17 protein-coding genes are annotated in these 14,571 nt (G+C 67.7%); 1 reads left to right on the forward strand and 16 read right to left on the reverse strand.

Annotated features, from left to right (window positions below; translation table 11 throughout):
- Positions 1-5 precede the first annotated feature (5 nt).
- From nuoK to ACQI46_RS12620, 13 genes are all read right to left on the reverse strand, one after another.
- Complete coding sequence (gene nuoK / locus ACQI46_RS12560; RefSeq protein ID WP_427094329.1) at positions 6-305, reverse strand: NADH-quinone oxidoreductase subunit NuoK; 300 nt, start codon at positions 303-305, stop codon at positions 6-8.
- On the reverse strand, positions 292-1,011 hold the full coding sequence (locus ACQI46_RS12565) for an NADH-quinone oxidoreductase subunit J (protein WP_427094330.1): 720 nt from the start codon (positions 1,009-1,011) through the stop codon (positions 292-294). The genes nuoK and ACQI46_RS12565 overlap by 14 nt, the downstream gene beginning before the upstream one ends.
- Before the next feature lie 21 nt (positions 1,012-1,032).
- Entirely contained in the window at positions 1,033-1,557 is a 525-nt protein-coding gene (gene nuoI, locus ACQI46_RS12570; RefSeq protein WP_427094331.1) for an NADH-quinone oxidoreductase subunit NuoI, read from the reverse strand.
- Entirely contained in the window at positions 1,550-2,725 is a 1,176-nt protein-coding gene (gene nuoH / locus ACQI46_RS12575; RefSeq protein ID WP_427094512.1) for an NADH-quinone oxidoreductase subunit NuoH, read from the reverse strand. Before nuoH ends, nuoI begins: the two co-directional genes overlap by 8 nt.
- Before the next feature lie 44 nt (positions 2,726-2,769).
- Positions 2,770-5,193: an NADH-quinone oxidoreductase subunit G gene (locus tag ACQI46_RS12580; protein ID WP_427094332.1), complete on the reverse strand. Its 2,424-nt coding sequence runs from the start codon at positions 5,191-5,193 to the stop codon at positions 2,770-2,772.
- Positions 5,190-6,539, reverse strand: a complete 1,350-nt coding sequence (gene nuoF, locus ACQI46_RS12585) for an NADH-quinone oxidoreductase subunit NuoF (RefSeq protein WP_427094333.1) — start codon at positions 6,537-6,539, stop codon at positions 5,190-5,192. Before nuoF ends, ACQI46_RS12580 begins: the two co-directional genes overlap by 4 nt.
- Positions 6,536-7,399, reverse strand: a complete 864-nt coding sequence (gene nuoE / locus ACQI46_RS12590; protein ID WP_427094334.1) for an NADH-quinone oxidoreductase subunit NuoE — start codon at positions 7,397-7,399, stop codon at positions 6,536-6,538. The genes nuoF and nuoE overlap by 4 nt, the downstream gene beginning before the upstream one ends.
- A gap of 31 nt (positions 7,400-7,430) precedes the next feature.
- On the reverse strand, positions 7,431-8,759 hold the full coding sequence (nuoD, locus tag ACQI46_RS12595; protein ID WP_427094335.1) for an NADH dehydrogenase (quinone) subunit D: 1,329 nt from the start codon (positions 8,757-8,759) through the stop codon (positions 7,431-7,433).
- Positions 8,759-9,439 (reverse strand): NADH-quinone oxidoreductase subunit C, encoded by a 681-nt coding sequence (locus tag ACQI46_RS12600; RefSeq protein WP_427094336.1) that lies wholly within the window; start codon positions 9,437-9,439, stop codon positions 8,759-8,761. The genes nuoD and ACQI46_RS12600 overlap by 1 nt, the downstream gene beginning before the upstream one ends.
- Complete coding sequence (locus ACQI46_RS12605; protein ID WP_427094337.1) at positions 9,436-9,993, reverse strand: NuoB/complex I 20 kDa subunit family protein; 558 nt, start codon at positions 9,991-9,993, stop codon at positions 9,436-9,438. The genes ACQI46_RS12600 and ACQI46_RS12605 overlap by 4 nt, the downstream gene beginning before the upstream one ends.
- Entirely contained in the window at positions 9,984-10,358 is a 375-nt protein-coding gene (locus ACQI46_RS12610) for an NADH-quinone oxidoreductase subunit A (RefSeq protein ID WP_427094338.1), read from the reverse strand. The genes ACQI46_RS12605 and ACQI46_RS12610 overlap by 10 nt, the downstream gene beginning before the upstream one ends.
- A gap of 133 nt (positions 10,359-10,491) precedes the next feature.
- A complete protein-coding gene (locus tag ACQI46_RS12615) occupies positions 10,492-10,920 on the reverse strand; it encodes a hypothetical protein (RefSeq protein ID WP_427094339.1) in 429 nt (142 codons plus the stop codon).
- A 52-nt stretch (positions 10,921-10,972) separates the two neighbouring features.
- Positions 10,973-11,371 carry a nuclear transport factor 2 family protein gene (locus ACQI46_RS12620; protein ID WP_427094340.1) on the reverse strand — a complete coding sequence of 133 codons (399 nt, stop codon included), beginning with the start codon at positions 11,369-11,371 and terminating at the stop codon, positions 10,973-10,975.
- A gap of 41 nt (positions 11,372-11,412) precedes the next feature.
- Between ACQI46_RS12620 and ACQI46_RS12625 the strand changes: the two genes are divergently transcribed.
- Complete coding sequence (locus tag ACQI46_RS12625; protein ID WP_427094341.1) at positions 11,413-12,042, forward strand: class I SAM-dependent methyltransferase; 630 nt, start codon at positions 11,413-11,415, stop codon at positions 12,040-12,042.
- A 12-nt stretch (positions 12,043-12,054) separates the two neighbouring features.
- Here the strand turns inward: ACQI46_RS12625 and ACQI46_RS12630 are convergent, their stop codons facing one another.
- Genes ACQI46_RS12630 through ACQI46_RS12640 form a run of 3 tightly spaced genes read right to left on the reverse strand, consistent with a single transcriptional unit; the run spans position 12,055 to position 14,566 of the window.
- A complete protein-coding gene (locus ACQI46_RS12630) occupies positions 12,055-12,387 on the reverse strand; it encodes a DUF6285 domain-containing protein (protein WP_427094342.1) in 333 nt (110 codons plus the stop codon).
- Complete coding sequence (locus ACQI46_RS12635) at positions 12,384-13,331, reverse strand: phosphotransferase family protein (protein ID WP_427094343.1); 948 nt, start codon at positions 13,329-13,331, stop codon at positions 12,384-12,386. Before ACQI46_RS12635 ends, ACQI46_RS12630 begins: the two co-directional genes overlap by 4 nt.
- A complete protein-coding gene (locus ACQI46_RS12640) occupies positions 13,328-14,566 on the reverse strand; it encodes an acyl-CoA dehydrogenase family protein (RefSeq protein ID WP_427094344.1) in 1,239 nt (412 codons plus the stop codon). Before ACQI46_RS12640 ends, ACQI46_RS12635 begins: the two co-directional genes overlap by 4 nt.
- Positions 14,567-14,571 lie beyond the last annotated feature (5 nt).

Below are 14,571 nucleotides of genomic sequence, written 5' to 3' on the forward strand. Positions count from 1 at the left end.
GCGGCTCAGTGCCTCAGCAGATTCGCCGCGTCGACATTGGCCGAACGTCGAGTCCGGAAGATCGCGACGATGATGGCCAGCCCGACCACCACCTCGCACGCGGCCACCACCATCGTGAAGAACGCCACCACCTGTCCGTCGAGATGCCCGTGGATGCGGGAGAACGTCACGAACGCCAGATTGCACGCGTTGAGCATCAGCTCCACGCACATGAACATCACGATCGCACTGCGCCGCAACAGGACTCCGGCGGCGCCGATGGTGAACAGCAGCGCCGACAAGTACAGGTAGTTATCGGGGTTCATCGCGCTCCCCGTCGCTCTGGGGCACCGGGCGAATCTGCAGGATGGCGCTGACCGACAACGGCGACCCGGACCCGTCGGGCAGTCGGGCCGGGACGTCGACGGCGTTGTGCCGGGCGTAGACGCCCGGGTTGGGCAGGGTGGTCGGGTGGCCGCCGGGGGAGAAGCGTTCCATGGCCAGCTCGCGTTGGGTCTTGCGTTGGTCGAAACGTTCTCGGTGTGCGAGCACCATCGCGCCGAGCGTGGCGGTGATGAGCAGCGCCCCGGTCAGCTCGAACGCCCACAGGTACTCGGTGAAGATCAGCGCGGCCAGCCCTTCGACGTTGCCGTCGGCGTTCGCGGCGGTCAGACCGACCGCCCCGTGGACCGACACGCTGCCGATGCCCGCGATCAACAGGACACCGAACCCGATACCGCCGACGATCGCCGCGATGCGCTGGCCGCGAATGGTTTCCACGAGCGATTCGGCCGAGTCGACACCGATGAGCATCAAGACGAACAGGAACAGCATCATCACCGCGCCGGTGTACACCACCACCTGGACCACACCGAGAAACGGGGCGTCCTGGGCGATGTAGAGCACCGCCAGCGCAATCATCGTGCCCGCCAATGAGATCGCTGAATACACCGCTTTGGGTGCTGCCACCACACCGAGCGCCCCGGCCACCGAGACGACCGCCAACACCCAGAACAACACGGTCTCACCCATGTCCGCGCCTCCCGTGCGACCTCACCGAGCCTCCTCACGCACCGGGGCGATGTTGCCCAGGTAGTAGTCCTCGTCGGTGCTGCCCGGCGCCATCGGGTGCGGCGGGGCAACCATTCCGGGCTCCAGCGGCGCCAGCAGTTTGTCCTTGCCGTAGATCAGGTCGGCGCGGTTGTCGTCGGCCATCTCGTAGTCGTTGGTCATCGTCAGTGCACGGGTGGGACAGGCCTCGATGCACAGGCCGCAGCCGATGCAGCGCAGATAGTTGATCTGGTAGACGCGGCCGTAGCGCTCCCCGGGCGAGTAGCGCTCGTCGTCGGTGTTGTCCGCACCCTCGACGTAGATCGCGTCGGCCGGGCAGGCCCACGCACACAGCTCGCACCCGATGCACTTCTCCAGACCGTCGGGATACCGGTTGAGCTGGTGGCGCCCGTGGTAGCGGCGCGCCACCGGACCGGGTTTCTCCGGATACTCCTCGGTGACAGGCTTTTTGAAGATCGAGCCCAGCGTCACGCCGAAGCCGGCGATCGCGTCGACGAACTTAGACATCGGCACGCTCCTTCGCGGGTAGGGGCGGCACCGGGAAAGCGCCGGTTTCGTGAGCCGGGGGAGGCGGGGAAGGCGCGGTGTCGCGTCGTCGGCGACTGCCTACCCGCAGGGCGGCAGCCACGAGCGCGACGGTGGCGACCCCGGCGAGTCCGACGGCCCACCTGCCGGCGTCGCCGTCGACGACGACCCGGATGGTCGCGGCGATCATGATCCAGCCCAGCGACACCGGGATCAGCAGCTTCCAGCCCAGCGCCATGAACTGGTCGTAGCGCAGACGCGGCAGCGTGGCCCGCAGCCACATGAAGAAGAACAGGAACAACCACACCTTGGCGGTGAACCACAGCAGCGGCCACCACCCGCTGTTGGAGCCGTCGATCATGCTCAGCGGCCACGGTGCCTGCCAGCCGCCGAGGAACATCGTGGTGGCCAACGCCGACACCGTCGTCATGTTGACGTACTCGGCGAGCATGAACATGGCGAACTTCAGCGACGAGTACTCGGTGTGGAATCCGCCGACCAGTTCGCCTTCGGCTTCGGGCAGGTCGAACGGCGCGCGGTTGGTCTCACCGACCATCGAGACGAGATAGACCAGAAACGACGGCAACAGCAACACCACAAACCACGTGTCGCGCTGGGCGGCAACGATTCCCGAGGTCGACATGGTCGCCGAGAAGATGAACACCGCGACGAAGGACAGCCCCATCGCGATCTCGTAGGACAGCACCTGCGCCGTCGAGCGCAGACCTCCGAGCAACGGGTACACCGACCCCGACGCCCAGCCGGCCAGCACGATGCCGTACACCCCGATCGAGGTCACCGCCAGGATGTAGAGCACCGCGACCGGCAGATCGGTCAGCTGCAGCGCGGTCCGGTGCCCGAACACCGACACCTCGCCGCCGAGCGGGATGACCGCGAACGCCATGAACGCCGGGATCACCGCGATCACGGGCGCCGCCAGGTAGATCGCCTTGTCGACGCCTGCGGGGACCAGCCCTTCCTTCAGCGCGAGCTTCACGCCGTCGGCCAGCGACTGCAACAACCCGCGGGGCCCAACACGGTTGGGGCCCAACCGCATCTGCATGCGGCCGAGGATCTTGCGTTCGATGAGGATCGCCGCCAACACCGTCAGCACCAGGAATCCGAAGACGCCCAGCGCCTTGGCCAGCATCAGCCACCACGGGTCGTGACCGAACAGGGTCGGATCGGGATACGTCACGCCGGCCCCCTGACGATCGACACGATCGACCCGGTCGCCGCGCCCAGCGTCGGATAGACCGCGCTGCCGGGGGAGTTCAGCGGCAGCCAGACGACGCGGTCGTCCATGTCGGTCAGCGCCACGGGCAGGGTGATGGCGCCGCGTTCGGTGCGCACGGTCACCGGGTCGCCGTCGGCCACGCCGATTTCGGTGGCCGTGGCCGGCGACAGCCGTACCACCGGTCGGCGAGCGGTCCCGGCCAGGTGGGGCTCACCGTCCTGCAGCCGCCCGGCGTCCAGCAGCATGCGCCAGCCGGTCAGCACGGCCTGGCCGGCTGCGGGGCGCGGCGCAGGTGGCGCCGTGACGTCGGGGACCGCGGCGCGCGGACCGGTCCAGGCGCCCAGCCCGGCCAGCTCGTCGGCGGCGGCCTGCGGCGTGGGCAGGCCCAGGTCGACGCCGATCTCGTCGGCCAGGAAGTTCAGCACCCGCACGTCCGGGACAGCATTGGTGCGCAGCGACGGCTCGAACGGCCGGCGTCGGCCCTCCCAGTTGAGGAAGGTGCCCGCCTTCTCGACGACCGGGGCCACCGGGAAGACGACGTCGGCGTGTGCGGTGACGGCGCTGTCGCGCACTTCGAGGCTGACGACGAACGCGGCGCTCTCGATGGCGTGCAGTGCCGCAGCCGGGTCGGGCAGGTCGGCCGGTTCCACGCCACCGATCAGCAGTGCTCCGCGTGGACCCGCGGCGGACAGGATCGCGCGGGTGTCGCGCCCGGTTGCGGCCGGCAGGGTTTCGACGTGCCAGGCCTCGGCCGTCACGCGCCGGGCGTCGTCGTCGGCGACGGGACGGCCGCCGGGCAGCAGGGTCGGCAGGGCACCGGCCTCGAGCGCGCCGCGGTCACCGGCGCGGCGCGGGATCCACGCCAGCCGCGCGCCGGTCGTCTCGGCGAGCCGCGCGGCCGCCGACAGCGCGCCCGGTGCGGCGGCGAGTCGTTCGCCGACCAGGATCACCGACTGTGCGGTCAGGTGGTTCACGCCGGCCAGCGCGGCGGCCTCGGCACCGGGAGGTGTGCGCAGCAGTGTGCCGGACAGCTTGCGCAGCCCGCTGCCGGCCCACGGCGCCACCGCAGTCACGGTCAGTCCGCGTCGCCGCACCGCTTTGCGCAGCCGCAGGAAGACGATCGGTGACTCCTCCTCGGGTTCGAATCCCGCCAGCAGCACGGTGTCCGCGTTCTCGAGGTCGGCGTAGGTCACCGTCATCGGTTGACCGGCGACATGGGCGGCCAAGAACGCCGTCTCCTCGGCGCTGTGATCGCGGACCCGGAAGTCGATGTCGTTGGTGCCCAACACGATGCGAGCGAACTTCGCGTACGCGTAGGCGTCCTCGACGGTGACGCGGCCGCCGACCACCACCCCGGCGTCGCCGCGCGCCGCTGCCAGACCGGCGCCGGCCACTGTCAGCGCCTCCGACCAGGAGGCGGGACGCAGGGTGGCGCCGTCGCGGACCAGCGGCGTGGTGATGCGGTCACCGACGGTGGTGTAGGTGAACGCCCAGCGTCCCTTGTCGCAGTTCCATTCCTCGTTGACCGCCGGATCGTCGCCGGCCAGCCGGCGCAGCACCGTGCCGCGGCGGTGGTCGGTGCGTTGCGCGCAGCCCGACGCGCAGTGTTCGCACACACTGGGACTGGAGACCAGGTCGAAGGGACGGGCCCGGAAGCGGTACGCGGCGCCGGTCAGTGCACCCACCGGACAGATCTGCACGGTGTTGCCGGAGAAATAGGACTCGAACGGTTCGCCGGGGGCGATGCCGACCTGCTGCTGAGCCCCGCGCTCGAGGAGGTCGATGAATCGGTCGCCGGCGATCTGGTCGGAGAACCGGGTGCAGCGGGCACACAGTACGCAGCGTTCCCGGTCCAACAGGACCTGCGAGGAGATGTTGATCGGTTTGGGGAACGTGCGTTTGACATCGGTGAAGCGGGTTTCGGCGCGCCCGTGCGACATGGCCTGGTTCTGCAGCGGGCACTCGCCGCCCTTGTCGCAGACCGGGCAGTCCAGCGGATGGTTGATCAGCAGGAACTCCATGACGCCGTGCTGGGCTTTGTCGGCGGCCTCGGAGGTGAGCTGGGTACGCACCACCATGTCCGGTGCGACGGTGATGGTGCACGACGCCATCGGTTTGCGTTGGCCCTCGACCTCCACCAGGCACTGCCGGCACGCGCCGACCGGGTCGAGCAGCGGGTGATCACAGAACCGGGGGATCTGGATGCCGATGAGTTCGGCCGCGCGGATCACCAGCGTGCCCTTCGGGACGCTGACCTGGTGGTCGTCGATGGTCAGCGACACCATCTCCTCTTGCCGAGCAGACACAAACTCATCCGATTCAGCCGCTTCGTGTGCGAGTTCGCGTCTGCTCGCGGGATCCCGACTCGTGGACGACGTCATGCGCCTACTCCTTCCGGGGCCGCGAGCATCGACGCATACGGGTCGAACGGGCAACCCCCGGCGAGATGCGCCTCGTACTCGTCGCGGAAGTGCTTCAGCGAGGACATGATCGGACTGGCAGCACCGTCGCCGAGGGCGCAGAACGACTTGCCGAAGATGTTGTCGGCGATGTCGAGCAGCTTGCCCAGGTCGGCCTCGGTGCCCGCACCGGTCTCGAGCCGCTCGTAGATCTGGGCCAGCCAGTAGGTGCCCTCGCGGCACGGGGTGCACTTGCCGCACGACTCGTGGGCGTAGAACTGCGTCCATCGGCGCACGGCACGCACCACGCATGTGGTGTCATCGAAGATCTGTAAAGCTTTGGTGCCCAACATCGATCCGACTCCGGCCATGCCTTCGTAGTCCAGCGGCACGTCGAGGTGCTCGGCGGTCAGCAGCGGTGTCGACGATCCGCCCGGAGTCCAGAACTTCAGAGAATGGCCGGCACGGACGCCTCCGGCGTAGTCGAGCAGCTCGCGCAACGTGATACCCAGCGGCGCCTCGTACTGGCCCGGTGTGGTCACGTGGCCCGACAGCGAGTACAGCGTGAAACCCGGGGATTTCTCCGAGCCCATCGACCGGAACCAGTCCACGCCGTGCAGCAGGACCGGCGGCACGCTCGCGATCGACTCGACGTTGTTGACCACCGTCGGGCTGGCGTACAGGCCGGCCACCGCCGGGAACGGCGGCCGCAGCCGCGGCTGACCGCGCCGCCCCTCCAGCGAGTCCAGCAGCGCGGTCTCCTCACCGCAGATGTAGGCACCGGCTCCGGCGTGCACGACGAGCTCCAGGTCGAAGCCCGACCCGTGGATGTCGGCACCGAGATGCCCGGCGGCGTACGCCTCGGCCACCGCTGCCTGCAGGCGCCGCAACACCGGCACGACCTCACCGCGCACGTAGATGAAGGCATGACGGGCCCGGATCGCGTACGCCGCGATGATCGCGCCCTCGACCAGAAAGTGCGGAGTGGTCAACATCAACGGAATGTCTTTGCACGTCCCCGGTTCGGACTCGTCGGCGTTGACCACCAGATAGTGCGGTTTGGCGCCCGGGCCCTCTTCTCCTTGTGTCTGGTCGCTCCGCAAGCTGCGCTCCTGCGGTATGAACGACCACTTCGTGCCCGTCGGGAACCCCGCGCCGCCCCGGCCGCGCAGGCCCGAGTCCTTGACGGTGGCGATCACCTCGTCGGGAGTCATGGCCAGCGCGCGGTCGAGGGCCTGATATCCGCCGTGCCGCTCGTAGGTCCCCAGCGACCATGGCTGCGGCTCGTCCCAGAACCGGCTGAGCACCGGAGTCAACGGTGTCGTCATGGCCGGCCCGTCACGTCGGGGTCGGCATCCGGGGTGGACGGTCGCGGCGGAACGTGCGCCGACGGACCGGGTGCGGCCTGGTCGCGGACCGCGTCAGCGGCGACGACGCGATCCTGCTCGGCCGACGTCGTGGTGGTATCGGTGGGCTGCGCCGTCGGCGCGGTCATGTGGTGTCCGCGGGCGTACCGCAATCCAGCCAGGGTGGCTGCCCCGACCGCTGCGTCGCCGAACTCCGGATCCTCCAGCCCGGCAAGGATTCTCGCGGTCTGGCGGAAGGTGCACAACGACGGGCTGCGCGACGGCTGCGGGGGAGTTCCGGTGCGCAACGCATCGACGAGTTCCCTTGCCGACGACGGGGTTTGGTTGTCGAAGAAGTCCCAGTTGACCATCACCACAGGTGCGTAGTCGCAGGCCGCATTGCATTCGACGTGTTCGAGCGTGACGGCGCCATCGGGTGTGGTCGCTCCGACGTCGATGTCCAGATGGCGCCGCAGTTCCTCGAGTATCGCGTCGCCCCCCATCACCGCACACAACGTGTTGGTGCAGACGCCGACGAGATAGTCCCCGGTGGGGGTGCGGCGGTACATCGAGTAGAACGTCGCGACCGCGGCGACCTCGGCGCCAGTCAGCCCCAATCGTTCTGCGCAGAAAGCGATTCCGGCCGGCGTCAGGCATCCGTCCTCGGACTGCACCAGGTGCAGCAGCGGCAGCAGAGCGGACCGGGGGTGTGGATAGCGGTCGACGATCGTCGTCGCGTCGGCCTGCAGCCGAGACGTCACCTCGGGGGAGTAGCGTGCCGGGCCGTGGATGGGCGGTCCGGGCTCGTCGGGACGTTGACCCAACTCCAGGAAGATGCTCATCGTGATCGTCTGTTCTTCGCGCGAGCGCTCATCACCTGTCCACCCCACCCATCACCGGGTCGATCGACGCCACCGCCGCGATCGCGTCGGCGACCATGCCGCCTTCGCACATCGCCGCCACTGCTTGCAGATTCGTGAACGAAGGATCGCGGTAGTGCACCCGGTAGGGACGTGTGCCGCCGTCGGAAACCATGTGCACACCCAGTTCGCCTCGCGGGGACTCCACGGCGACGTACACCTGGCCGGCAGGCACGCGGATGCCCTCGGTGACGATCTTGAAGTGGTGGATCAGGCCCTCCATGGAGTGGCCCATGATCTTGGCGATGTGCTCCGGTGAGTTGCCCAGTCCGTCCGGACCGACTTTCAGGTCCGCAGGCCAGGCCAGCTTGCGGTCGGAGATCATCACCGGATCCCCGGTCGACCGTTCGAGACGGTCCACACACTGTTCGACGATCCGGATCGATTCGCGCATCTCCTTGACCCGGATCAGGTAGCGCCCGTAGGAATCGCAGCGGTCGTCGGTGACGACGTCGAAGTCGTATGTTTCGTAACCGCAATACGGTTGGGATTTGCGCAGGTCGTGCGGCAGCCCGGTGGAGCGCAGCACCGGGCCGGTGATGCCGAGCGCCATGCAGCCGGTCAGGTCGAGGTAGCCGACGTCGCGGGTGCGGGCCTTCCAGATGTAGTTCTCGTTGAGCAGATTCTCGAGATCGCGCAACCGCTCCGGCAACAGCGACAGCAGATCGTGCAGTTGTGGGAGCGCCTCGTCGGGTAGGTCGACGGCGACTCCGCCGGGCCGGACGTAGGCATGGTTCATCCGCAGGCCCGTGATGGTCTCGAACACCGCCAGGATCAACTCGCGCTCACGGAAACCCAGGAACATCGCTGTCATCGCCCCGAGTTCCATGCCTCCGGTGGCCAGCGCCACCAGGTGGCTGGAGATGCGGTTGAGCTCCATCATCATCACGCGGATCACCGAGGCGCGTTCCGGGATCTCGTCGGTGACGCCGAGCAGCTTCTCCACCCCGAGGCAGTACACCGTCTCGTTGAAAAACGGTGACAGGTAATCCATTCGGGTGACGAACGTGACGCCCTGGGTCCAGGTGCGGAACTCCAGGTTCTTTTCGATACCCGTGTGCAGATAGCCGATGCCGCACCGGGCCTCGGTGATGGTCTCTCCCTCGATCTCGAGGATCAGGCGCAGTACCCCGTGGGTGGACGGATGCTGCGGACCCATGTTGACCACGATGCGTTCACCGGCATGGTCGGCGGCGGTGGCCCGGGCCGCGTCGACCACCTGATCCCAGTCCTGGCCGCCGACGACGACCACCCGCTCGGGCGGCTGCTGTGTGGTCGTCATCAGTGGTATGCCCTCCGCTGGTCGGGAGGGGGTATCTCGGCCCCGTGGTACTGCACCGGAATGCCACCCAGCGGATAGTCCTTGCGCTGCGGGTGCCCCACCCAGTCGTCGGGCATCTCGATGCGGGTCAGCGCGGGATGGCCGTCGAAGATCAGGCCGAAGAAGTCGTAGGTCTCCCGCTCGTGCCAGTCCGTCGTGGGATACACACCGAACAGCGACGGGATGTGCGGGTCGGCATCGGGCGCGGCGACCTCCAGGCAGATCCGGCGGTTGTGGGTGATCGACATCAAGGGATACACCGCGTGCAACTCGCGGCCCGTGTCGTCGGGATAGTGAACACCGCTGACCCCCGAGCACAATTCGAAACGCAGCGCCGGATCGTCCCGCAGCGCCTGGGCCACCACCACCAGCTGGCTTCGCGCGATCTGCAGCGTCATCTGGTCACGGTGGATCACCACCCGCTCGACGGAGGCATCGAACTGCTCGTCGCCCAGCGCGTCGGCGAGCGCGTCCACGACGTCGCCGAAATAGCCGCCGTAGGGCCGAGGCGAGCTGCCGGGCAACAGAACCGGACGTACGAGGCGTCCGTAACCCGAGGTGTCTCCGCTGCCCCGCGCGCCGAACATGCCGCGGCGCACGGCGATCAGCTCGCCGTGAAGGTCTCCGTTCTGCTCGGTCATGACCGCAGCAGCCCTTTGAGCTCGATCGTGGCCGGCATCGCCAGCGCGGCCTGCTCGGCTTCCCGGATGGCTTCCTCGCGGTTCACGCCGAGGGGCATCTCTTGGATCTTGTCGTGCAGCTTGAGGATGGCGTGCAACAGCATCTCCGGACGTGGCGGACATCCCGGCAGATAGATGTCGACGGGGACCACGTGGTCGACGCCTTGCACGATCGCGTAGTTGTTGAACATCCCGCCGGAGGAGGCGCAGACCCCCATTGCCAGCACCCATTTCGGTTCGGCCATCTGGTCGTAGATCTGCCGCAATACCGGCGCCATCTTCTGGCTGACGCGTCCGGCGACGATCATCAGGTCGGCCTGTCGGGGAGTCGCCGAGAACCGTTCCATCCCGAATCGCGAGATGTCGAACCGCGGCCCGGCGGTCGCCATCATCTCGATCGCGCAGCACGCCAGGCCGAACGTCGCAGGCCACAGCGAACCTTTCCGCACGTATCCGGCGACCTTCTCGACGGTGGACAACAGGATGCCCCCCGGCAGCCGTTCTTCTAGTCCCATGCCATGCCTCCCCGTCGCCATTCGTACGCGTACGCCACCGAGACGTTGAACAGGAAGAGCGCCACCGCGACCACGCCGAACGCCCCGAGGTCGTCGAACGCGACGGCCCACGGGTAGAGAAAGACGATCTCGATGTCGAAGATGATGAACAGCATCGCCGTGAGGTAGTACTTGACCGGGAACCGCTGCCCGGTGGCCGCGGCTGCCGCGCCGGAGGCGTCGATCGGTTCGATACCGCATTCGTAGGCGTCGAGTTTGGCGCGGTTGTAGCGCCGTGGGCCGATGAGCACGGCGATGCCCACCGACCCGACCGCGAACACGGCAGCGATGGCGCCAAGCACCAGAATCGGTGTGTACAGAGTCATACCGCGCTGCAGCTCCTCGGGGCTGATCGATGTGAGCTACCACACAGCCTAGCCCCGTTTGCGACGCATGCCACACATTTTGGTTAGTATCGCTATTCGCGCCGCCCGGCGATCTCGTGCTGCCCCGAAAAACTCAGTGCGGCAGCCTGTTTGCGGTGGGGGCGCTACGCAGCAGCGACACGACCGCGTCGCCCAGCCGGATGGGATCGATCGGATGAGGCACGGCCGCCTCGGCGCGTGACCACTGTGCCAGCCACGCGTCGTCCGGGCGGCCGGTCAGCACCAGCACCGGCGGACAGTCCTCGATCTCGTCCTTGAGCTGCTTGGCCAGGCCCATCCCACCCACGGGGGCGGCCTCGCCGTCGAGGATCACCAGGTCGAACCCACCGGCATCCATCTTCTGGACCACCATCGGACCGGTCGCGACATCCTCGTAGCTCAGCTCGGGCAGTTCGGGGTGAATCCGCTTGCCCAGGGCGAGTCGCACCTGTTCACGTGTTCGCGGGTTGTCGCTGTAGACCAGGATCCGCAACGCCGACGGCTTCGGAGCGGGCGCAGCCATACCCGGATGCTAGCTGCGCCGTAGGAGCGGCGTCTGGAAAAGCGCCAGGCCGTCAGGCCGACTGGTTGAGCAGCGGTGCGATCTCGGCCGGGTCGAAGTACTCGTCGATGCGGGTGATCAGACCGTCACCGCCCACCTTGATCACGATGCAGACGCGCATCGCGATCGTCTCGCCGGTGTGGGCGGTGGCGTGCAGCAGGTGCTGTTGCACGAAGCCGCCGGGGAAGAAATGCCGGTCGAGCACCTCGTAGCGGCGCGTGGTGCTGGCCGTGATGAACCAGTTGATGATCTTGACCGAGCGGGTCCGGTCGTTGTCGCGCCGGTCGCCGGTCTTGCGGACCATGACGTCCGGGGCGAACAACGCATCCACCGCGCTGATTTCGCCCCGCTCGATCGCGGTGAACAGTCGGTCGGCCACCTCGGCGAGGGGCTGCGCGTCGGTCACCGACATGGGCTTGACCTCAACTTCGGTTCAGGTTGGACAGTGGTGGCATGGAACTGACGCCCAGCCTGTCCCGTTTCGACGACTTCTACAAGAACCACACCCCACCGTGGGTGATCGGCGAGCCGCAGCCGGCCGTCGTCGCCCTCGAACAGGCCGGTCTGATCACCGGCCGCGTCCTGGATGTCGGATGCGGCACCGGCGAGCACACGATCCTGCTGTCCCGGCTCGGCTACGACGTCCTGGGCGTCGACGGCTCACCCGAAGCCGTCGAACAGTGCCGGCGCAATGCCGCCCGACAGGGCGTCGACGCGCGGTTCGCAGTCGCTGACGCGCTGGACCTCGGTCCGACGCCGACCTACGACACCATCCTGGACAGCGCGCTGTTCCACATCTTCGACGACGCAGACCGCCCACGTTATGTGGACAGCCTGCACCGTGCGACCACCGTCGACTCGACGGTCCACGTGTTGGCGCTGTCGGACGCCGGACGCGGGTTCGGACCGCAGGTCGGTGAGACGACGCTGCGGGAAGCCTTCCGCGACGGCTGGGAACTCGAGTCGCTGGAGACGACGACCTACCGCGGCGTGATCACCGAGATCCACGCCGGGCAGTACGGCCTGGCGCCGGGCACGCATGTCGACGAACCGGCCTGGCTGGCCCGGTTCCGGCGCAGCTGACCCGGCCGACCGTCACCGGCTGACGTCATACCCCGGATGGTCGAACGACAAGCGGTGACCGACCAGCACCCGCAAGCACGTCAGCACCTCGTCACCGCGATCGTCCAACTGTCCGGCACGGATGGCCGCAGCCAGCGCGGTCTCGTCGGTGAAGCCGAGTGCGTTCAGCGCTGTGTCGACCGAATCGGCTGTGGTGTCACGCAATTCGCGTTCGACGATGCGCAAGACGTTGGCCGCGACCCTGGCGTGGAACCCGACCTGACCGGAGACGGCGGCGCGGACATCCTCGTCGAGGAAGTCGGCGACAGCCGCAACCAGCTCGGCGGCGGTGGGGCGGTTCGTCATCGCGGTCCCGCCCCCTGCAACAGATCCAACAGATCCCATTCGGTTTCGCTGACCCGACGTCCGATCGCCGCCAACTCCACCGACCGGTTCTCACCGGAAAGGTGACGTTCGGCCTGATGCCGGCAGATCACGCCCCACCGCAACGTCGCAACCGTCAGCCACCACCGGAACGCTGCACGGTCGACGGTCATGTCCGACGCGTCCTCGTAGGCGCGCAGGAAGGCTTCGACGCTGCCGAGGCCTCCGGCTCCCATGGTCTCGGGGGCGCCGAACCGCCATGCGCGGATACAGAACCAGGCGAGATCCTCGTAGACCTCCCCCAGGTGGGTCAGCTCCCAGTCCAGAACGGCCGCCAGTCCCGACTCGTCGACGATGAGATTGCCCATCCGGAAGTCACCGTGAATCAACCGCATCGGCGACGGCTCCGGTCGCTGCCGTTCGAGCTGACGGAACGTCCACTCGAACGTCGCTGTCGTATCGCCCATCTCGTCGAGCCGCAGGCGCCAGCCAGCGAGCTCGTCGGGTGCGGTCAGCCCGACCCCGTCGGGGTCGGCGCGGTGAATTGCCGCCAGTGCCTGCGCGCACTGCACCAACAGCCGGTCACGACCGGCGTCGTCGAGGTTGCGAAAGATTCGCCGCACGATCGTCTCGCCGGGTATGGCGTCGCAGATCAGGTACGGATTCCCCAGTGCCTCAGGGGAATTGTCCGCAGCCAGGATATGGGGAACCGGAGCGCCGGCTGCAGCGGCCCGCTGCTGCACCTTCGCCTCGAGCTCCATGCTGGCATGCAACTCGTCGCGCTCGCCGGTACGCAGGATCAACGCGCGACCGTTGGCCGTGAACGCCCACGTGATACGGCTGGCACCGCCGGTCAGCCGCTGCAGGTTCTCGACGGTGACGTCCCCCAGGACCGGGCGCAGAACCGTCTCCAGCTGTTCCTTCACTTGCGCCCAAACCCGAACAACCGCTGCGCCACCCGCCTGATCTGAATCTCCTCGGCACCCTCGGTGATCCGGTAGCGACGATGGTGACGGTAGATGTGCTCGAACGGTTCGTGACGGCTGTAGCCGACCCCGCCGAAGACCTGCATCGCCCGGTCGGCGGCCTCGCACACCAGACGGTTGGCGCGGTAGTTGGCCATCGACACCTTGTCCGACACCTCCATGTGGTGATTGCGATCCAGTTCGGTCGCGGCGTATCGCACCAGGAGCCGCACCATCTGAGCCTCGGTCTGCAGCTCCACCAGCGGCCACTGCACGGCCTGATGGGTCGCCAGCGGCTTGCCGAAGACCTTGCGCTCGTTGGCGTAGGCCACGGCCCGGTCGATGCAGTATTGCGCCGCTCCAAGACTGCTGGCGGCCTGCCGGATCCGATTCTCATGCAGGAACGTCTGCCCGACCTCCAGACCGCGGTCCACCTCGCCGAGCACCGCATCGGACGGCACCCGCACGTTCTCGAGCAGCACCTCGCCGTGGTCGGTGGGCATGTTGAACGTCCACCAGTAATACGGCACGGAGAATCCAGGAGCGTCGCAGGGCACCAGGAACGCGGTGATCCCGCGGGCCTGACCGGCCTCACCGGAGGTCCGGGCGAAAACCAGGTCGTGGGTCGCCCGGTGCACGCCGGTGTTGAACCGCTTGGCGCCGTTGATGACCCACTCGTCACCGTCTTGGACCGCGGTGGTCTCCAACCAGGTGGCGTCCGATCCGTGGTTGGGTTCGGTCAGGCCGAACGCCATCGAGCGTTTCCCGGTGATCAGCGCGTCGGTCCATTCGCGCTTCTGCTCCTCGGTGCCGAAGCGGTCCATCATGATGACCTGGGGGAAGTTTCCGACGATCGACGATTCGTCCTGCAGGTCGTTGTGCAACCCGAGGCCCTTGGCGGCCAGGTGCTCGCGGATCACCGCCATGTCGAGATTGCTGCCGTCACGGCCACCGAACGCAGACGGCAGCCCGTATCGCAGCCAACCCGCCGCGTCGGCGCGTCGGCGCATCTCGCCGAGCAGGTCCTCCCACTCCCGGCGCGGAACGCCACCGTTGTCCCAGTCGGTGCGGGCATGCTCGCGGCGATGGTCGAAATACTGGATGTGCTCGCGCTCCAGCGGTTTGATCTCGCTCTCGATGAACGCGTCCATCTCCGCGAGCAAAGTCGAAAGATGGTCGGGAAGGGTGAAATCCACGCTGA

The organism is Mycobacterium sp. SMC-4, from assembly GCF_050205565.1.
Classification (GTDB): domain Bacteria; phylum Actinomycetota; class Actinomycetes; order Mycobacteriales; family Mycobacteriaceae; genus Mycobacterium.